We start from the raw sequence: 18,507 nt of genomic DNA, 5'->3' as shown, positions 1-18,507 counted from the left end.
AGGGGCTTTAAGTGAGGATGTTGAACTTTAAATCGGTATATTTTCGCTGTGTGTTAGCTGATAAGTGTTTATAAAAAGCGTTACTCGTCATTGTTGCTCTGTGCTCTAATATATTTTCATCTAGTGATGAACTAAATCCGCGAATAGTCGGTCTTATCTTTTAATAACTGCAAGGCATTGGTAATCATTGATACATCGGGAGTGCGTTATCCGTTTTTTTTGTAAAGTAGCAATGGCTAGAAATTCGATCGTCATGGTTTTTACTGTGTTGGTCATTTTGTGTTTGATGCAAAACAGCGGAATATTACGCAGCATAAATCAGCTTGTTGGAGAAGAAACGCCACAGTTGAGTTTACAAAGCCAAAGCTCGTCAATGGAGGAGTTAACGCTAGAGACGTGTGAACTGTCTGAAAAATCATTGCGAGTTTGCATGGATGAGCCCAATTTAAACCTTGTTTTGTTATTGCTATTTTTCATTCCGCTATTACCGATTATTTTCCGTCAATTACCTCGGATTTTCGATATCCCCACTTTGCCTAAGCCCAGGCGAATACATCTCTGTTTTTGCCGATTTCAAGAGTAAGGACAATCCCCGTTCTACCTGAAGATGCAGGGTTCAGTGGGAATTTAATGGGCTTTAATCAAGGCATTGATTGCCATTAATGGTCGTTCCTTTAGTAAGATCAATAACACAGAGTAAAGCCCATCAAACCCCATCGCAGAAGGTTTTGTGCCAGCCCACTTCGTTGTTGCATTAACTTAAAAGGAATAACCATTTCTACGTTAATGCGCCTAGAATTGAACTGTCCATAGCCTCTGAAACGAGCATATTCAAGTAGAACGGGTATAGGTCAACGTATACAGTCACTAACTTTAGCGCTAGATTGACCTGATGTGCGTTGTTCTACCTGTTTAATCAATGTATTGCTGCAGTTTGCAGCCATTATGAAAATACGCTGACAACATAACGACTCAGTTTTACTATTCGCTTATTTATTAATTAGATAGCTGAGATTATGTCTGTTACGGAGATAAAATTGAAAACTATTAAATATTTTTTGCTGGTGCTGAGCTTATTATCCAGCTCTGTTTTGGCACAATCAACCGATTGGATTGAAAACCCAAATCACCCGCCAGTTCAAGTTAGATTTATGTTGACGGGTGAACTCGATCCTGTAAGCAATACTTTGCCCGCTGTGCTAGAGGTAAAATTAGATGATGATTGGAAAACCTATTGGCGCAGTCCGGGAGAAGGAGGGATAGCTCCCAGTATCAAATGGGATACTTCAGGTAATCTTGCCGATGTCAGCTGGGATTGGCCTGCACCTGAGGCTTTTTCGTTACTAGGCTTGCAGACCTTTGGTTATAAGCATGATGTAGTCTTCCCCATGCAGGTAAAGGTTAAAGATATTAATCAGCCGTTTGAGCTTAAAGGGCTACTTACTTTATCGAGTTGTACCAATATCTGTGTGCTAACTGATTATGACATCAACCTAGATGTTGACCTTAAAACAATAACTGCCGATCCTGGGGCCATGTTTGCCTATAACAAGGCCAAAGTTAGCGTACCACAACGTAAAACATCGGCCGATATCAATCTTGGCTGGGACAATTCAAAACAACAACTTCAAGTGATATTGAAAGAGGGCGAATGGCAATATCCACAAGTGATTATTGATGGTGAACCCGATGTCAGTTTTAAGCTTAAACATATAGAGACAACTGAGGATGAGCAAGGGAGCAAGCAGCTGAAAGCCGTTTTCGACGGCAGTAGCTGGTTAGGTGAAGCTGATGTTATTGGTAAAAGTTTAAATATAACGCTAATCGAAGCGGAAAATGCTATTGAATATACTGCGGTTGTGACGGCCGCGGAGATTGTCAACCACAGCTCTCCATTATGGACAATGATGCTGATAGCGTTGCTTGGTGGTTTAATCCTAAACGTGATGCCATGTGTTTTACCAGTATTGGGGATGAAGTTAAGTGCTGTAGTGGCGGCGCCGGATCTTAATAAAACCCAAATTAGGCAGCAATTTTTAGCATCAGCGCTAGGAATTCTGGTGTCATTTTGGCTATTAGCGGGCTTTATCCTAACTTTAAAAATGACTGGCCAGGCGATAGGTTGGGGCGTGCAGTTCCAAAACCCATGGTTTATTGGCTTTATGGCGCTGGTTACCTCTGTATTTGCCATCAATATGCTAGGCGCATTTGAGATCAACCTGCCGTCTAGCTTGCAAACTAAGCTTGCCACAAGTGGTGGCAATGATAACCGCGGCCACTTCTTGCAAGGCATGTTTGCCACACTATTAGCTACGCCCTGTAGTGCGCCGTTTTTAGGAACAGCAGTCGCCTTTGCCTTAGGGGCTGACGTGGTGAGCCTGTTTGTTATTTTCACCGCATTAGCTGTAGGAATGGCATTGCCTTGGTTATTGGTGGCGGCTGCTCCTCAAGTGGCAAATTACTTTCCAAAACCTGGCCGTTGGATGAGTGTGGTTAAAGTTATTTTTGCAGGCTTACTGTTACTCACCAGCCTTTGGTTAATTAGCTTGTTAGCCAACTTCATCTCTGCAGGTATTCTTTGGGGTGTTGCAGCGATATTACTGCTGTTATTTATCGTGTTGATGGCAAGGCTACATGGCGCGGCAGCGGTCATTGCCAGTGTTAGCATGGCGATTCTCATTAGTGCAATAACAGCGTTTGCAACATCAGATAATTGGGCGCGTCCGCTACCTACTGATTTAAGTTGGACACCACTTCAACAAAGTGACATTCAGGCACAAGTTGCCAAAGGGCAAACTGTGTTTGTGGATGTCACGGCAGATTGGTGTATCACCTGTAAAGCCAACAAAGTAGGTGTGATTTTGCAAGATCCAGTCTACAGCCGTTTAAAGCAAGCTGATATGGAGCTTGTCATTGGTGACTGGACTAAGCCATCTGCACCAATAACTAACTATTTGCAAAGTCATAATCGCTATGGTGTGCCGTTTAATGTGGTTTATGGACCCAATGCGCCTGATGGAATCGAGTTGCCGGTAATCCTTACAGCAAAGCAAGTGATCGATGCGATCAATCAAGCTTCAGCTCAATTGTAATCGACTTGCTGAAATATCTCATTCGCTAGCGTCAACGCTAGCGAGTTCCCCATTTATTGATAACTGCTATTGATAATCGCCACCAGGCGCTTTGAAGATAATCCGTAGCAGAGTTTTGAAGAGACTATATAGATGAATTTTACCATAAAAATTAAAGCCATTATTGGCGTGACATTTGCCATAATTGCAACATTTATTACGATTCAAGCGATAAGTAGTACAACGGTCAATGCGGCTAATACAAGCCTTAATACTGCGCAGCAACAAGAGGTAAGAGCGATAGTCAAAGAGATGTTGGTCAATGATCCAGATTTACTTAAAGAAGCTGTTATTGCGATGCAAATACGTGAACAAGGTTCACAGCAAGCAAGTGTAAAATCGCTTATTAAACAGCATCAGCAATCTCTGTTCAATTCCAAAACTGATCCTTGGAAAGGTGCCGAAAACCCAGAGCTAACCATGGTTTACTTTACTGACTTTAACTGTCCTTACTGTAAGAAGTTAGAGCCTGAGTTGGAGCAGTTAATGGCTGCGTTTCCACAGTTAAAAATCATAATAAAAATGGTACCGTTACAAGGAAAAGGGGCTGAAGACGCTGTAGATTTGGCTCAAACTGTTTGGTTGAATGAGCCGGAAAAGTACCAAGCACTTAAAGATACTTTGATGGCGGCTCCGCGACGACTCGACTCTGCCACCATTGCTAAAGTGGCTAAGTTAACCAAAACACAAGATTGGTTAAACCAGAAAGACAGTAGAGTCGATAGTATTGTGGATAATAATCTACAACTTATGCGCCAGCTTGGCTTTCGCGGTACTCCGAGTATGATTATTGGCGAGCAAGTTATCCCTGGTTTAGTACCTTTTGAAACGCTTAAAAAAGCAGTTGAGAGTGCGCTTGAGGAGCAAAAGGATGGATAAGAAAGCACCTTCAAAGCCCATGTTAGCCAGAGTGTTAAACGGGGTAAAACAACTAGCCATTATGTTGCTGTTGTTTACATTATTCTCGGCCGCTATCGACCTGTGGCGTAGTAAGGATATCCCAACTGATAATCTACCTGACTTACAAGCTATGACGCTCAACGGCAATGGCGTTGATGTTTTAGCGATGAGTTATCAAGAACCTGTATTGGTTTATTTCTGGGGAACATGGTGCCTGGTGTGCAGCTTTGTAAGTCCATCGGTTGATATTATGGCAAGCCAATACTCAGTGGTTACAGTTGCGATGAACTCGGGCGAAGATGAAAAGCTTAGTCAGTACTTGAAGCACAAGCAATATGACTTTCCGGTAATTAATGATCACAGAGGGCGATTGGCTCATGATTGGTCCGTCAACGTGACACCGACATTGATGGTGATTAAAGACGGTGAGCTGCAGTTTTATACCAGCGGTTTTACCAGCTTGCCGGGTATGTGGTGGCGGATGTTGCTAGCCTAAGTGGATTAGCCGCACATATGCTCGTTAAAAGGTAACCTCATGGGTTACCTTTTCATCTTAGTTGCAGGGTTAAATTCAAGGCTACTTTATCTGAGGTAGCAAAAGCCTACTCTCTTTGACAGGTGTTCTATACTGGTAAGCATCATTCTGTTTTACCCTGTTGGAGCTTGTTATGAGTCATACCTACAAGATTATTGAGCTTACGGGTTCGTCGCCTATTAGCTCTGATGAAGCGATCAAAAACGCAATAGCAGCCGCCAATGAATCGCTACAGCATTTAAGGTGGTTTCAGGTAACCGAAACTCGAGGCCATTTAGAAGAGGGAATGATTGCTCATTGGCAAGTGACTGTGAAAGTAGGATTTACACTTAACCCTAAATAATAGTATTCGCTTCGCTGCTTTAACTGATATAGGGGTTACGCATCACGTGCTAACCCTTTTTCCACTGTACGGATCACTCGTTGTGTTTTACGGCTGAGTTCAGCGTGTTTGCTACGCTGCTGCTCGAGTGCCCAGTCGATATGCTCAATTACCATTTCGTCCACTTCATCAGATAGCTTTCTCGATTCTAGTGCCGCAATTATTGATGCGTTTGTTGGGGCATTACCAAGTGCTATAGCAATGTTACGCAGCCAGCGCTTATGGCCAATACGGCGAATAGCGCTACCTTCGGTGAGTTTCAGAAACTCAGCCTCACTCCAAGCAAACAAAGTTAATAGTTCTGGTTGTTGTAATGGTCCGCGGGTATGAAAATCTTGCTCATTGGTGATAGGTGCCTGGCTATTAACTGGGCAGACTAGCTGGCAGTCATCACAGCCATATATACGATTGCCAATTGCTTGGCGAAACTCAGTAGGAATAGCACCTTGAAGCTCAATGGTGAGGTAGGAGATACAGCGACGCCCATCAACGATATAAGGCTCTACAATGGCATTGGTAGGGCAAGACTTAATACAGGCAACACAGGTATTACAGTCTGCTTTAACAGGCACGTCGACAGGAAGTGGAAGGTCTATAAATAGTTCTCCCAGAAAAAACCAACTGCCAGCATCGCTATTCAGCAGTAAGCTGTGTTTACCAGTCCAGCCTAAGCCTGCTTTATCAGCAAGAGGGCGCTCAAGGATCGGCGCTGAATCGACAAAAGGGCGTGAGTTTGGCTGGCTAAATCCTAGTGTTTTAAGCTCTACTTCTATTTTGTCACCGAGTTTTTTCAGGCGGTTACGGATCATTTTGTGGTAATCACGACCACCAGCATAACGCGAGATATAAGCTAAATTAGGGTCTTTTAAATTGGTAGCAAAACCGGCATTGGGTGGCAGGTAGTCCATCCTGGCACTGATGACTCGTCGTGTGCCAGGGTGTAACTCATGAGGTCTTGCGCGCATCATGCCGTGGTTGGCCATGTAACTCATCTCGCCGTGATAGTCGTTGTCTAACCACTGCTGTAGTTTAGGCTCCTCCTCGGTGAGATCAGTATCGCAAATACCGATTTGTGCAAAGCCCAGTTCTTGGCCCCAGACCTTTACCTGCTCTGCCAGTCTACGCAGTGTTTCTGGGGATATTTGGATTATGGGGTTCAGTTCGCAATCAGAATTTGGCATAGGTAAAAAACGCTTAAGAGTGACCGCTAATAATAGCAGCAATTCTCCTACGCTGAAATCCTCTGCTCCCTATTAACGAATAGGCATTAGCACTTTTGACAAACTGCTTGATTGCGACCAGCATTTTTTGCGCTGTAAAGGGCATCATCTGCGCGATTGATGAGTGTTGCTAACTGTAGGTCTGATGCCTGTAATGTTGCAACGCCTGCGCTAATCGTCAGGGTAAAGCCTGTTGGTAGTGCACGGTAGTCTGCATCTTTTACATTATTTATTAGTTGAGTTGCGATGCGCATTGCTGCAGTTAGATTGGTGTCCGGCAGTAAAATCAAAAATTCTTCGCCGCCTGTTCGTCCAACTATTTGCGGCTTTCTCATCAGCTCTTGTGCTGAGATTGCTAAGGTTTGCAGGGCGACATCGCCAGTTTCATGACCAAAGGTGTCATTGATGCGTTTAAAGTGGTCGGCATCAAAGCTGATAACAGAAAGCTCGCTGTTATGGTTACGTGCATGGTTGAAAAACGCTTGTGCTTTTAGATAGATCTGACGTCGATTAGGTAGCTGGGTTAGATGGTCCGTCATGGCCAAAATGGACAGCATTCTATTTTTTTGGGATTGTTTGAAGGTTAATACCGCTAAGATCACTAAAATGATGCTGCCCATGAGGATGATGATCAGCTGCTGTAACTTATTTATCTCTAGGATCTCAACTTCCTGTTGTTTTAATTTCTGATTTTCAACAAGGTGTTTGTTTTCTTGCTCTACTTGCTGTGAGTTAAACTGAGTTCGCATGGCGATGGTTTTGCTTGAAGTTCGCTGCTCATTTAGCTGTTTATTAATATCGACATATTGGCTAAGCGATGCAAAAGCACGCTGATAATCCTGTTCCTTAGAAAATAGCTTACTCTCTAACTCTAGTAACTGCTCAGTGCCACGTAGATTGCTTACTGAGTCGAATGAGATGCGCGCGGCATCGATATTCAAATGTGCTTCATCAAGTTGGTTGCTTAGTAGTAATGCCTTCGCCCGAAAGAGTTTCATAAAGCTATAGATTGCAAAATTATCAGCTTTGACCACCGCTTCGGCTTCATCAAGATAAACCATCGCTTGCGGTATGTTTCCCATCTCAATGAACACGCTGGCTAGATTAACGGCAACTTCGGCTTTTACTTCTATTTTTTCTTGGGAGTCCCAATATTGGTAGGCCGCTGTAAAGCGGCTTAAGGCTGCCTCTAGATTACCTAGTTTCTCTTCTACGATGCCTATCATTACTTGCACATAATTGTGATAATCTAGCTCTTGATCTTTAGCATGCCTTACTTCTATTTGCAGATAGTATTTAAGCGCATTTTCATAATCACCGATTTTACGGAAGATGGTGGCAATACCTACAAGAAGGTCTTCAGCTTCTATTGGACGGTTTAATCTCTGGAAAAGAGCGTGAGCGGTAATGAGATCTTCTAAGCTTTGAGTGAAGTGACCTTGGTAGTGGAGTAGGGCACCACGGTGCGAACTAGCATCGGCAATTTGTAGTAACTCTTGACGCAGTGTTGCCTCTTCTATCACCTCGCTGTAGCCTTTTATCGCGCGTTCTACGTCACCAGACTCTTGTATAAACCAGGTGTGGCATAGCTTTAAATCAAGCCTGTCCTGATGATATTGCAGCATCATTGGATTTTTGAGCGCATTGCTGGCAAAGGCAATCGCTTTTTCAGTCTCCCCTTCGATTTCGCTATCAAATAAGCGGCATTGAAAGCGAATGTAACGGGCTTGACGAGCTGTATCGTCAGCTTGCAGCAGTGATTCTACCTCTGCCATTGCAGCTTCAAATTCAGTGAAATCTTCAATTTCATCGCTGTCTATATAGACAAACAGCGTATCGATCCGTTGTTGAGCTGCTGTACGGCTTTGTTCGGCGTGGTTTTCAGTGCTAGTGGAGGCCGCTGCACTAATACTACTAAAGAGCTGTAAGCAAGATAAGCACAGAGCTAGGCTTAGTTTTTTTATTATGGCCATTTTACTCATAGTACGTCGAAGTATATGAATTGATAAGGATATTGTATCCCAACAAGCGCCAGTTAAACTGAGTATTTATTATACGGGTTACAGCATTTCATTCTGCTAAATACTCCTTTTGCTTTTATTCGGGAGGATCTGTATAACAAGCAGCTTGCAGATGTAGCAATGGCATATAGATTGAATACACACTGTAGGCCATATTAGAAATTGTAATAGAGATTGAAAATGACTGAGATAAACGCAGAATATAGGGCACGTGCTGAGCTGGTGGCATTAAATGTTTGTAATACGGTTATGCCGATGGATCAGATCCCAGAAAATTTACTAGAGGCTTATGCAAACCTTTGTAATGAGCTGATTGAAGATACCGATCTTAAATTCAATAGTGGTTGGGATGCACTGCCCGCTAGTGCTAGAGCATTATTACCAAAAGAAGATTTCCATGGATTCTATATCGCCAATGCTTGGTTTCAGTTAAGTCGAGTGGCGCAAGATATTGCCGAAATGGCTGAGACCGATGATGAGATTGCTGAAAAAGAGTATAACGGGATTTTCACTCGTCTGTCTGATGCATCGTTAAAAGAAAGCGTTCGTAAACTTAAAAAGTCACGAACCGATCGCTCTATGCTTAATAGCATTAAAGCGGTTATTGAAGGCAAATAAACACCTACTTTAATAGGGTGTTATACCAATCAGTATAAGAAGTTGATCTACTCAGAGCGTTTTTGGCTCGCTAATTCAAGGCCGGCTAATTCAAAGTGAGTAATGACATAATGGTTATTCCCTTATGAGTTTATTCAACGCAGAAGTAGCAAGCCAAAAACACTCCTAAAGGCGAGTTTTAGCGGCTTTGATGCTGCGTTAATGAATTTGAACCTAGTTTAACTATGCTCTTCATTCATTGCTAACCACATGGATGTGGTGAATGTCATTAATGCAGGAGCATTTAATGACCTTACCTCAAAGTCGCTAAACTCTCGCTGAGTGATCAAATCTTTATACTGATTGGTATTAGCTGTGATAGTCTACAAGACAAAAGGTTATGCGCGAGTATAGCCTTTTTAATACTCGCGAAACTGATAAAGCGTGTTAATCGGATTTTGAGGAGGGCAGGCGGTCTCGATGACTTTTAGTGATATCGCTGGCGCCTAAAGAGCCGTCATTTAGTGCGCTGCCATAGTTATCTCGGCAATGCAGACAGGGACTCATCTTGTTTACGACGCGGCCTTTCTTAGTGTACTTCCTTATGTATGCGTGGGAGATCTCGACATTACCTTGGTGCAATTTTTTTTGACTGCCTAGTTTTAAGCGTAGATTGCTAATTGCCGCATCTTCGGCGCACATCAAGTCATTTGCTCGCCCCCATGCTATGACATCTTCGCTAGAGTTTGCCCCTATATATCTCGCTGCTACCCAGGGACCACTATGGTTACCCGTGGGTTGACCATCTGCAAAATGTGAAGGCTTATCGGCTAATAGAAATGCCACCCGTTCAAGTTCATTACTGGGTAATGTGCCGGTATATACAGCGCCAAGTGACTGACTTTGTTCAGATATGAAATAGTGATGATTGTGGCTGACCATTAAGTCGTGGCATTGGTATTGCCCTTCTACAACCTTGATATTGGTAATTTCAGCAATGGCGCCATTTTTTGCCAATATCGTAGAACCTACTTTGAGTTCTTTGGCTTTTGTCCAGCTTTGTGTACTGAGAAAAAATGTGTGCTCGGCGTTTACAAACATTAAGGTGGTTATCTCACCAATTGAATATTCAATCTCAATCATATCTAGAGTCGGTTTCCTAATCTTTTTCTCAATTTAGGTTGGTTATACGGTGTGAATAACAGTGCACGTTTGCGGATTATAACGTCTGTTGGGGTGGGGAAAAAGAACGTTGCTCAAGCCTTACCCTAAAACCTTTGAATTCGAAGTCAAATTAAGCTCGCAAGTTCAACAAACCCAAATAGCCTATAAGCAAAAAGCAGCCTAATAAGGCTGCTTTATTGTATTTTTAGCTTTGAGCTAAGTCTTAGAATGAGGTTCGCTTATAGCGACGATATTCTGCGGTCCAGAAGTTGTCTTCTATGGCCTGGCTTAATAGTTCATCACTGGTTGGTAAAGCGTGACCCTCTTCGATAGCGACTTTAGCAACGGCAAAAGCGATATGCTTGCTGACTTTATGAATGTCCTCAAGCTGTGGCAGTAGCGAGCCCTCTCCATTAATTGATAATGGTGAGCATTCTGCTAACGCGCGACTTGAAGCCATCAACATCGCGTCACTGACGCGCTCAGCTCCTGCAGCTAAGACACCAAGACCGATGCCTGGGAAAATATAACTGTTGTTACACTGGGCGATCTCATAGGTAATGTCATCGACCACAACTGGCTCAAATGGGCTACCTGTAGCAACAAGAGCTTGGCCCTTGGTCCAGTGTAAAATATCTTTTGGTGTCGCTTCGACGCGGCTTGTTGGGTTTGATAGTGGGAATACAATAGGGCGTTCACAGTGGCTGTGCATCGCTTTAATTATCTCTTCACTAAATAGCCCTGGAGCGCCAGATACGCCGATCAATATTGTTGGTTTAGCATTATTGACTACATCCAGTAGGGAGATATTTTCGCTGAAGTTATCCCAATTTGTTATGTCATCACAATCTTGAGCTAACTTCTGCTGGAAAGGCAGTAGGTTTGGCATATTTGATTGCAGCATGCCCCAACGGTCAACCATAAACACTTGTTTGCGCGCTTGGGATTCTGCTATTCCTTCCGACACCATCTGCGCCACGATAGCTTCAGCAATACCGCAACCCGCAGAGCCCGCACCCAAAAAGGTGATGCGTTGCTGACAAAGTTGTGTGCCTGCAGCCTTACATGCGGCCAGAAGAGAGCCGACAGTGACTGCGGCAGTGCCTTGAATATCGTCATTAAAGCAGCAATATTGGTCTTTGTATCGCTCTAGTAATGGCATGGCATTCTTTTGGGCGAAATCTTCAAACTGAATGAGTGCATCAGGCCAGCGGCGATGAACGGCCTGCATAAAGGCTTCTACAAATTCAGTGTATTCTTCGCCACCAATACGCGGGTTACGCCACCCCATGTACATTGGATCTTCTAGTAAGTGCGGATTATCGGTACCGACGTCGAGAGTAATTGGCAGTGTGTAAGCGGGGCTAATCCCGCCACAACTGGTGTAAAGTGAAAGCTTACCAATTGGGATCCCCATGCCACCAATACCTTGGTCGCCAAGACCTAGAATCCGTTCACCATCTGTTACCACGATGATTTTTACTTTTTGTCGGGTAGAGTTATTAAGAATATCGTCGATGCGGTCTTTATTAGGGTATGAGATGAACAAGCCACGGTTTCGACGATAATCCTTTGAAAAACGCTCACATGCCATACCTACAGTTGGGGTATAGATAATAGGCATCATCTCGGTAATGTGGTTTTGCACTAAACGGTAGTAGAGTGTTTCGTTGGTATCTTGAATGTTTCTAAGGTAGATATGCTTATCTAGATCATTAGTAAAATTCTTGTACTGGTCATAAGCACGTGAAGCTTGCTCTTCGATCGTTTCAATCACATGGGGCAACAAGCCTTCAAGGTTGAAAAAAATACGTTCTTCGTCGGTAAAAGCACTGCCTTTGTTAATCAACGGTGCTTCAAGAATGGCAGGACCGGCAAAAGGAAGATAGAGCGGGCGTTTGTTATCGTCCATTAGAAACCTTTTCTCTGTTTTTGTTAGTGTAATGGTGAGCTGTGATGCTAATCACCGAAGACTAACACAAAGTGTGATCATTATTGTATTTTGTAGGCCGATAAAGTGATTTTTTTAATGGCTAGGTTGTTTTAAACGCTGTGAGGTTCAGGCACAAAAAAGCACAGCAATTGCTGTGCTTTAAATTCAAAATAGGCGACTGCTTATTTAGGACGGTGCTTAAGGGAGAGTCCCATCAAAAAGTTTCGTAAAACCTGATCGCCGCACGGTTTGTAATGCTTATGTCCTGGCTTTCTGAACAGTGCACCCAGCTCAGATTTAGACATATTAAATTCGGCGAGTGTCAGCGCTTCAAGAATATCGTCTTCACGCAACTCAAAAGCCACTCTTAATTTCTTAAAAATAAGGTTATTGGTTAGCTGTGATAGAGGCTCTGGCACTTCAGCACCAGGCTTGAGTCCGCGCTTATAGATCACGAAGCCATCAAGGAACATACACATGGTTTTGTCATTACAAGGCTGGTAGCCCTCTTCTGACTCTTTTTTCAACATGTCTATCATCTGTTCTTGAGTGACTTCATGCTTAGCTTTGGCAAAAATGCGGATCATTTTTGCGTTGCTTAAGTCAAGAATGTAGCGAACTTTACGTAAAATATCGTTGTTAATCATATATGTGCTTTCTTTAATCTATTTGACCACGCGGCTGCGTAGTCATCGGAGCGTATTATAGCAGAAGTTATTGGTTGAATAGCAATTACTCCGCTGCTTTTAAAACCGTATTAGCGGGTGCCATTGCATTCTCAACGGCGCTGACACCGGCTTGATATAATTTGGCGACTGGGCGGTCTTCGAGCGCTATCAGTTTTGCGCGAATACTGTTACGTATGGCGTCATGCAACCCAAATGTGCGCTTGCGGTCACTGAGATCCCAGGAGGTATTTTCTAAGATCACTATGCTGACCTTTGATTTTGGGTAATAGACTGCGAGACTGACGTAACCTGGTAGATAACCACTGTGGCTGTATTCAATTAATTGTTCATCACGGCTTATTTGCGTGCCATACCCGTATTCCAATACTCCCCATCTATGATCACGAGTGGCTTGTTGTGAGGTCATTAGTGCTAAGCTCTTGGCGCTAATTAACTTGCCCTTGTAAAGTGAATCTTGAAAACGGCTGTAGGCTTCGGCAGATGCGAACATGCCACCAAACGCAATCATAGGCTCATCAATCTTGATATCGACGGGCTCAAACAGTGACAGGCTCTTACCTTGAGCATCATGGGTTAAGGTTTCAGTTTGACCTAGAATAAAATTAGCATGGGCAGATTCAATGCTAGTGATGCTGCCTGCTTGGGCATTTAACCCCGCGAGTTGACCTTGCTGATTGAGTCGTTTTACTAGCTCATCAATCGGATGCTGGTAAACCACTTCGAGTATGTCGCCTAATAGCGCATAGCCATAGTTAGAATATTGAAATTGACTACCGGGTTTATGAAGTGGTGCTTCCCCCATTTTGACTAAACCTGATGTGTGGCTGAGTAACTGCGATACGGTTACGCTTGGTGGCACATAAGCGCGCGGTCTATTGCCATCTTTTAATAAGTAATGGCTAACACTGTTATCTAACTCAATGAGGCCGTCATCGACGGCTTTTAGCACTAGCGTCGCAGTGACTTGCTTTGAGAGTGAACCAATTAAAAAGCTTGAGTTATTATTAATATTTTCGCCAGAGATATAAGCAAACACTGGCTGGTTGTCCTGCTTAATCATGACCACGCCGCTAAAAGGACGCTCACTTTGATTGATAATAGTAGGAAGTTGGCTGGCGATATCGCTGTTAGCAACGAGGTTCGCACTGGCTTTATTCGCTGCCCATAGCAACAGCGTGAGCACTAAAATGCTAAGTAGAGTTTTGGTTAGAAATTGCATTAGGAGTAGGGCGTTCCGTTATTTAGTCAGCATCCAATAAATGAATAAAACAGCAAAACTTACTAAGTAAGTTAAACCGACCAGAGAGAGTACTCTCATTTTTGCACCATAGCGATCTTCAACAGGAATTGCTGTGCTGATCATCAACTTATAGTTAAGCCAAGCAAAAACCACAGTGGTCATAAAGGCGAGGATCATAACAAACTCAAGCAGAGGAAGCAGTGCACCCTTGAAAAATAAAATGATAGCGAGTCCACATAGACTCATTAAACACATCACTACATTGAGCCTTTTCTCACTGGGACGACCAGCCTTTAATAATTGCCAACCCATGTTCAGTGTACGGCTATAACCGTCTATAACGGTCACTGTGGTGCTAAAGATACATAGAAACGCCACCATCCCTATTAAGTAGCGACTCTCACTGCCCATGACTTTGCTATAAAGACTGATCAATTGCTGAGAAAACTGTACCCCAGATGCTGAGAATGTCTCGCCGCTACCGTGCATAACGAGCGTACCAAGTGCTAAGAACACGACAGCAAGCAGAGCTGTGACGACATAACCAAAGTTAAAGTCGAGAATAGCTTGCTGTTTACTGACTTGTTGGCTTTTTTTCTTTTCAAGTAACCAAAGTGAATTCCAGGCGCTGACTTCAATTGGCGCAGGCATCCAGCCCATCATCGCAACTAAAAAGCCAATGTAGGCCCATTGCCATGGTGAGGTCGATACAAAACCAGGTTGCACAATGGAGGGAGCGTTAAATGCCAAAGCAACTGCTATTAAAGTGGTTAAGGTTAATGCCAGCATAATGACCTTGGTCATCTTATCTAGCAGTGCGTAATGTCCAAAAATAAGAATCGTTAAACTCGATAGCAGTACCAGTAGAGCTAATAGATCAATTGAAAGCGGTACAAACTGAGTCAACATCGCCGCGGTTAACATGGCGACACCTGCTGTGCTCGCTATTGCTGCTATGACATTGAGGCCTGTGAATAGCAGTAAATACTTGCGTCCTTGCTTTAAATACCCCTCAAGTAGACTTTCACCTGCGGCGGCAGTGTAGCGAGCACCCGCGGCAAAGAAAGGGTACTTAAGTATGTTTACTGCCAGGATCACCCAGGCTAGCTGCCAACCAAATTCAGCGCCAGCACGAGTCGATGCGACTAAATGCGAAGCACCAATGGCCGCTGCAGCCATCAAAATGCCAGGGCCCATAGCCCCAAATAACGAACCTAGTTGAAAGGATGATTTGGTTAAAGAGTGGCTATAACTATTACTCATGGTTTGGCTACTGTATTGTTGATTAAGAGGGGCTATGTAACAGCATTATTTTTACTGTTAGCTTCGATGCGTTTGAGCGTATCAGATATTTCTTGTAAAAGACTCACAACCTGAGTGTCATTATTTTCATCTTGTATTTGGGGGACTTCGAGCTGGTTTAATTTTTCTTTCTGGGCTAATACCATGCTTCTAAATTCGGCAGCATTAACGATACCTGTTAAGTTTAACAATGCGCCACTATCAGATTGTCCTGCGGTTTCTACTGTCAGTTTATGTAATTTAAAAAATCGCATCAATGGCCCTTGGATCAGTGCCATATCGGTGATTTTATCCAGCGGAACCGAGTTTTCAGTGCGGGTGAAAACACCTTTGCGGACAATGAGTTTTTTATCGGTTAGTTCGATACTCATGTTGGCAATGTAGCGACGAGTGAACACATGACCGATAGGTAGCCAGAGCAAAAGTAAGGGGAGACCTACAATTGTTATAGCTAAAAATATACTAAAAGGAGTTAGCCAATACTGAGCTAAATTACTAACAAATTCTGCGTTCTTGATGCTTGTTTCCGTACTCTTTTGCATTTAATGTCCTTTTCTATTTCACTTTATTTGAACTGCGAATTATTACTGAGAAAGCCTGAAATTTTATAGCTATTTGTCTTCTATTAACTTAAGCAAAATTGAATCTAATTTAAAGCCATTTTATATATCTCGGATAGAAGAGTGGTGGAAGCGCTAATTTTAGGTTTCTATTCTCGCCCTATGGGAGTAGCTTAGTGGTCAATGTTAATTCAGTTAAGGAAGCGCAAGATGATTACTTTATATGGGGTGCCACGTAGCCGTTCACTGAGAGTATCTTGGACTCTGGAAGAACTGGGGCTTGAGTGGCAATATCAGTTTATTAATTTTTCTAAAGGTGACAGTCGTCACCCAGACTTTCTAGCTGTTAACCCGTGTGGCAAAGTGCCGGCACTCATTGACAATGACTATGTGATAACTGAGTCTGCAGCCATTGCGCTATTTTTAGCTGAAAAATATGGTGAAGGTCGCTTGTTACCTAAGGCTGGATCTGATGCGTCAGCGCTACACCATAAGTGGGTGAGTTTTATTACCTGCGAGCTTGAGCAGCCTCTGTGGACGATAGGTAAGCATAAGTTTGCCATCCCTGAAGAGTTAAGACTTGAAGCTATGTTTAAAGTTGCAAAGTGGGAATTTGATAAAGCCGCTGCAATAGCGGAACTTTGGCTACCAGATACAGAGTTTTTACTTGGTGATGAACTCAGTATTGCTGATATTCTATTGGGTCATACCTTGTTGTGGGCTACGCGATTTGAACAAGATATTCCACCTAAACTTGCGGCTTACCGGGATCGAATCACTGCTCGTAAGGCGATGGCGAACGCCCTTGAAAAAGAGGAAGCTGGCGCAGCTTGATGTTATTTAGCAACGGCTAGCAATCAAAAAAGCATCCTATTGGATGCTTTTTTATCTCTGAAGCTTCAGTTATGCCTTGCTAACCGATATTGCCTTTTAGGCGAACATTATCGTTTGCTTATAACTGAGCTGCAGCCCATTTAGCGCGATTCTCGCGACTCTCTTTTAGGCCGTCTTTGTCACGGAATGCTTTGTAAGACTCAAAGTTAAGCGGTACCAGCACCACCTCCACTTCAAGCATCAATTTACACTCCTTCTTGATACGCCAAGCTGAGGTGTTGTATAGCTCAGCAAGGGGCAATGTACCCAAAAACTCAGGATTATATTGAGCATATAAGGCTTGAGTTGGGTAAACCACAAAGCTCAGCGTGCGCTTTGGCTCTTTAGTAAATAGTTCTTCAATACCGTCGCAAGTATTTAGCACCTGCATTTCGATAGCTTCATCAATCTCAATCAGCTTTTTTTGTACTGGCATATGTGCTGGCTTTTCGCCCGCTTCCCATGCAATAACGTCAGCTTCTGTAACTTTACCTATCTCGGCAACTTGTGCTGTGGATAGCGCAAGTGAATGTCGAAGGTACTGCATTTCAATGGCATTTAGGCCGAGATCTTTAGACATGGTGTTTCCTTAATAAATTTAATATGTTGCTAGCGCTTAACTACGCATCCAAACATCTTCAGCCCATTCCCAGAATGTTTCCCAGCTGTCCTCTTCTATTTCATCGTCTTGCCATAACTTCACTTCGCCCTCTTGGCTAATAAAGAAAAAGGCATCGCCACGTTGGCAGATAGGGACAAATTCGCGCGGTAAGCCGATAGACCAGGCATAGGCTGCGACTTCAGGCAAAAAGGTATGGGAATGCGGATCGCTGGCAGTGACAGGCTCTAAGCTGCCAACGATAACGTCACTGGCTTCCATCAAGTACTCTTTCAATGCTAAAGGCAGTGGAATTAAGATCTCTTCCTCCACTTCAACAATTTGTTCGAAGGTTGCAAGCTCTAACGGTACAGGAACCGTTTCGCTCATCTCTTGTAGCTGCTCAATGATATCGTTCATATTTTTTCGCGTGTGAAGACTATTGGGCGGGAGTATAGACTTTTATCAGGCAAGTCACAAAAAGAGATGTCAGTTGTAGGGGGGAGTTTCCCCCCATATGAGTTGTTTTACGCTGCGGCTAGGATATTGGCTTGATCTAGGCGTTTATATCTAAGCCATGCCTTGTGATAAAGCTTGTGTGACTGCTGGCGTAGCTGCACGATTTTAGCTGTCTCTAAGTCGTTTAGTTGACGTAACTGCTCAGCGGCATCAGCTTGGATCTGCTGCACTTGTTGGTAAACTTGATGTTCATCGCCACTTTTTATCTCTGCGATATCAGCCAAATGTAGTTGGATCTCGGCAATCATCTGTGACTGGGGCAATCTAACCAGCAAGTTGAGATCACGATAACCAGACTCTTTCGGTTCCGCAAAGCGGTTTTTAACTTGGATGATTTGGCTATCTGTTTTAACCAATGCAAATGCTTGCATCAGATTTTGAATATCGTTACTAACTATGCTTGCTCTAACCAGATCGGTAAGTTGACCGGCATCACCATCGAGTTTGTTTCTCACTTTAGCCTCTGCTCTTTCACGAGTTTTTACATCGGCGAGAATAGATTGGGTTTGAGTTTGCTCGGTAATGTGGTTTAGCAAATGCGCCAGCTCTTGCTGAGCGTTTGAAGCGTTTGCATAAAGGGAGTCTAAATCTGCGCTAGTTTGCCTTGGTTGTTGATACTGTATTGACTCGATAGCGGTGAGACCATCTAGGTCATTGGAAAATGCCAGTTTAGCGTTATAGCTACCTTTTGAGGTATTGATATCGTGTTCGAGAGACACAGACTGTGCGAAGGCTGAACGGGTCGAAAGTAGTAATAAGAAAATGAAAAACGTTCGTAATATCCGATTCATAGCTATCCCTTTTAATGGCTGTAGACCTATAACAAATCTGATTGTCTCTTTG

The 18,507-nt window shown here is 43.3% G+C and carries 17 protein-coding genes; 6 read left to right on the top strand and 11 right to left on the bottom strand.

All coding sequences use genetic code 11. The features are described from left to right. Positions 1 to 1,016 precede the first annotated feature (1,016 nt). The 4 genes from SWP_RS17320 (at position 1,017) to SWP_RS17305 (ending at position 4,909) form a co-directional block, all read left to right on the top strand. Positions 1,017 to 3,092: a protein-disulfide reductase DsbD family protein gene (locus SWP_RS17320; protein WP_020913904.1), complete on the top strand. Its 2,076-nt coding sequence runs from the start codon at positions 1,017 to 1,019 to the stop codon at positions 3,090 to 3,092. A gap of 132 nt (positions 3,093 to 3,224) precedes the next feature. Further along, the gene (locus SWP_RS17315; RefSeq protein WP_020913903.1) at positions 3,225 to 4,010 is read left to right on the top strand and encodes a DsbA family protein; all 786 of its coding nucleotides are present in this window, start codon (positions 3,225 to 3,227) and stop codon (positions 4,008 to 4,010) included. After that, on the top strand, positions 4,003 to 4,527 hold the full coding sequence (locus SWP_RS17310) for a protein disulfide oxidoreductase (RefSeq protein ID WP_020913902.1): 525 nt from the start codon (positions 4,003 to 4,005) through the stop codon (positions 4,525 to 4,527). The genes SWP_RS17315 and SWP_RS17310 overlap by 8 nt, the downstream gene beginning before the upstream one ends. A 172-nt stretch (positions 4,528 to 4,699) precedes the next feature. Beyond that, complete coding sequence (locus tag SWP_RS17305; RefSeq protein ID WP_020913901.1) at positions 4,700 to 4,909, top strand: dodecin; 210 nt, start codon at positions 4,700 to 4,702, stop codon at positions 4,907 to 4,909. Positions 4,910 to 4,944: 35 nt separating this feature from the next. Here SWP_RS17305 and queG read toward each other — a convergent pair whose 3' ends face one another. Continuing rightward, entirely contained in the window at positions 4,945 to 6,129 is a 1,185-nt protein-coding gene (queG, locus tag SWP_RS17300) for a tRNA epoxyqueuosine(34) reductase QueG (RefSeq protein ID WP_020913900.1), read from the bottom strand. A gap of 86 nt (positions 6,130 to 6,215) precedes the next feature. After that, the gene (locus SWP_RS17295; RefSeq protein WP_020913899.1) at positions 6,216 to 8,141 is read right to left on the bottom strand and encodes a tetratricopeptide repeat-containing diguanylate cyclase; all 1,926 of its coding nucleotides are present in this window, start codon (positions 8,139 to 8,141) and stop codon (positions 6,216 to 6,218) included. Between the two features lie 228 nt (positions 8,142 to 8,369). On the opposite strand from SWP_RS17295, the gene SWP_RS17290 reads away from it, so the two are divergent. Next, positions 8,370 to 8,807, top strand: a complete 438-nt coding sequence (locus SWP_RS17290) for a DUF3069 domain-containing protein (protein ID WP_020913898.1) — start codon at positions 8,370 to 8,372, stop codon at positions 8,805 to 8,807. A 426-nt stretch (positions 8,808 to 9,233) separates the two neighbouring features. On the opposite strand, the gene SWP_RS17285 is transcribed toward SWP_RS17290, so the two are convergent. The 6 genes from SWP_RS17285 to SWP_RS17260 form a co-directional block, all read right to left on the bottom strand. Beyond that, positions 9,234 to 9,929, bottom strand: a complete 696-nt coding sequence (locus tag SWP_RS17285) for a polymorphic toxin-type HINT domain-containing protein (RefSeq protein ID WP_020913896.1) — start codon at positions 9,927 to 9,929, stop codon at positions 9,234 to 9,236. A 244-nt stretch (positions 9,930 to 10,173) separates the two neighbouring features. Continuing rightward, positions 10,174 to 11,862, bottom strand: coding sequence for an NAD-dependent malic enzyme (locus tag SWP_RS17280; protein WP_020913894.1), 1,689 nt, complete (start codon positions 11,860 to 11,862; stop codon positions 10,174 to 10,176). A 203-nt stretch (positions 11,863 to 12,065) separates the two neighbouring features. After that, entirely contained in the window at positions 12,066 to 12,530 is a 465-nt protein-coding gene (locus SWP_RS17275) for a YehS family protein (protein WP_020913893.1), read from the bottom strand. An 85-nt stretch (positions 12,531 to 12,615) separates the two neighbouring features. Continuing rightward, entirely contained in the window at positions 12,616 to 13,791 is a 1,176-nt protein-coding gene (locus SWP_RS17270) for a serine hydrolase domain-containing protein (protein ID WP_020913892.1), read from the bottom strand. 18 nt (positions 13,792 to 13,809) lie between these two features. Beyond that, positions 13,810 to 15,009, bottom strand: a complete 1,200-nt coding sequence (locus SWP_RS17265) for an NRAMP family divalent metal transporter (protein ID WP_228371162.1) — start codon at positions 15,007 to 15,009, stop codon at positions 13,810 to 13,812. A 98-nt stretch (positions 15,010 to 15,107) separates the two neighbouring features. Further along, positions 15,108 to 15,656, bottom strand: a complete 549-nt coding sequence (locus SWP_RS17260; protein WP_020913890.1) for a PH domain-containing protein — start codon at positions 15,654 to 15,656, stop codon at positions 15,108 to 15,110. Between the two features lie 228 nt (positions 15,657 to 15,884). On the opposite strand from SWP_RS17260, the gene SWP_RS17255 reads away from it, so the two are divergent. Continuing rightward, positions 15,885 to 16,508 carry a glutathione S-transferase family protein gene (locus SWP_RS17255; RefSeq protein WP_020913889.1) on the top strand — a complete coding sequence of 208 codons (624 nt, stop codon included), beginning with the start codon at positions 15,885 to 15,887 and terminating at the stop codon, positions 16,506 to 16,508. A gap of 118 nt (positions 16,509 to 16,626) precedes the next feature. On the opposite strand, the gene SWP_RS17250 is transcribed toward SWP_RS17255, so the two are convergent. From SWP_RS17250 to SWP_RS17240, 3 genes are all read right to left on the bottom strand, one after another. Continuing rightward, entirely contained in the window at positions 16,627 to 17,127 is a 501-nt protein-coding gene (locus tag SWP_RS17250; RefSeq protein ID WP_020913888.1) for a DUF4447 family protein, read from the bottom strand. A 36-nt stretch (positions 17,128 to 17,163) separates the two neighbouring features. Then, the gene (locus tag SWP_RS17245; RefSeq protein WP_044556050.1) at positions 17,164 to 17,565 is read right to left on the bottom strand and encodes an SMI1/KNR4 family protein; all 402 of its coding nucleotides are present in this window, start codon (positions 17,563 to 17,565) and stop codon (positions 17,164 to 17,166) included. A 107-nt stretch (positions 17,566 to 17,672) separates the two neighbouring features. After that, on the bottom strand, positions 17,673 to 18,455 hold the full coding sequence (locus SWP_RS17240; RefSeq protein ID WP_020913886.1) for a RelA/SpoT domain-containing protein: 783 nt from the start codon (positions 18,453 to 18,455) through the stop codon (positions 17,673 to 17,675). Between the last annotated feature and the right edge of the window lie 52 nt (positions 18,456 to 18,507).

It is taken from the genome of Shewanella piezotolerans WP3 (assembly GCF_000014885.1).
Classification (GTDB): Bacteria; Pseudomonadota; Gammaproteobacteria; order Enterobacterales; family Shewanellaceae; genus Shewanella; species Shewanella piezotolerans.
This window is presented reverse-complemented; position numbering and strand designations above follow the sequence as displayed.

Coding starts and splice junctions, on each gene's coding strand:
- SWP_RS17320 (WP_020913904.1), top strand. CDS start 1,017: ATGTCTGTTACGGAGATAAAATTGAAAACTATTAAATATTTTTTGCTG.
- SWP_RS17315 (WP_020913903.1), top strand. CDS start 3,225: ATGAATTTTACCATAAAAATTAAAGCCATTATTGGCGTGACATTTGCC.
- SWP_RS17310 (WP_020913902.1), top strand. CDS start 4,003: ATGGATAAGAAAGCACCTTCAAAGCCCATGTTAGCCAGAGTGTTAAAC.
- SWP_RS17305 (WP_020913901.1), top strand. CDS start 4,700: ATGAGTCATACCTACAAGATTATTGAGCTTACGGGTTCGTCGCCTATT.
- queG (WP_020913900.1), bottom strand. CDS start 6,129: ATGCCAAATTCTGATTGCGAACTGAACCCCATAATCCAAATATCCCCA.
- SWP_RS17295 (WP_020913899.1), bottom strand. CDS start 8,141: ATGGCCATAATAAAAAAACTAAGCCTAGCTCTGTGCTTATCTTGCTTA.
- SWP_RS17290 (WP_020913898.1), top strand. CDS start 8,370: ATGACTGAGATAAACGCAGAATATAGGGCACGTGCTGAGCTGGTGGCA.
- SWP_RS17285 (WP_020913896.1), bottom strand. CDS start 9,929: ATGATTGAGATTGAATATTCAATTGGTGAGATAACCACCTTAATGTTT.
- SWP_RS17280 (WP_020913894.1), bottom strand. CDS start 11,862: ATGGACGATAACAAACGCCCGCTCTATCTTCCTTTTGCCGGTCCTGCC.
- SWP_RS17275 (WP_020913893.1), bottom strand. CDS start 12,530: ATGATTAACAACGATATTTTACGTAAAGTTCGCTACATTCTTGACTTA.
- SWP_RS17270 (WP_020913892.1), bottom strand. CDS start 13,791: ATGCAATTTCTAACCAAAACTCTACTTAGCATTTTAGTGCTCACGCTG.
- SWP_RS17265 (WP_228371162.1), bottom strand. CDS start 15,009: ATGGGCCCTGGCATTTTGATGGCTGCAGCGGCCATTGGTGCTTCGCAT.
- SWP_RS17260 (WP_020913890.1), bottom strand. CDS start 15,656: ATGCAAAAGAGTACGGAAACAAGCATCAAGAACGCAGAATTTGTTAGT.
- SWP_RS17255 (WP_020913889.1), top strand. CDS start 15,885: ATGATTACTTTATATGGGGTGCCACGTAGCCGTTCACTGAGAGTATCT.
- SWP_RS17250 (WP_020913888.1), bottom strand. CDS start 17,127: ATGTCTAAAGATCTCGGCCTAAATGCCATTGAAATGCAGTACCTTCGA.
- SWP_RS17245 (WP_044556050.1), bottom strand. CDS start 17,565: ATGAACGATATCATTGAGCAGCTACAAGAGATGAGCGAAACGGTTCCT.
- SWP_RS17240 (WP_020913886.1), bottom strand. CDS start 18,455: ATGAATCGGATATTACGAACGTTTTTCATTTTCTTATTACTACTTTCG.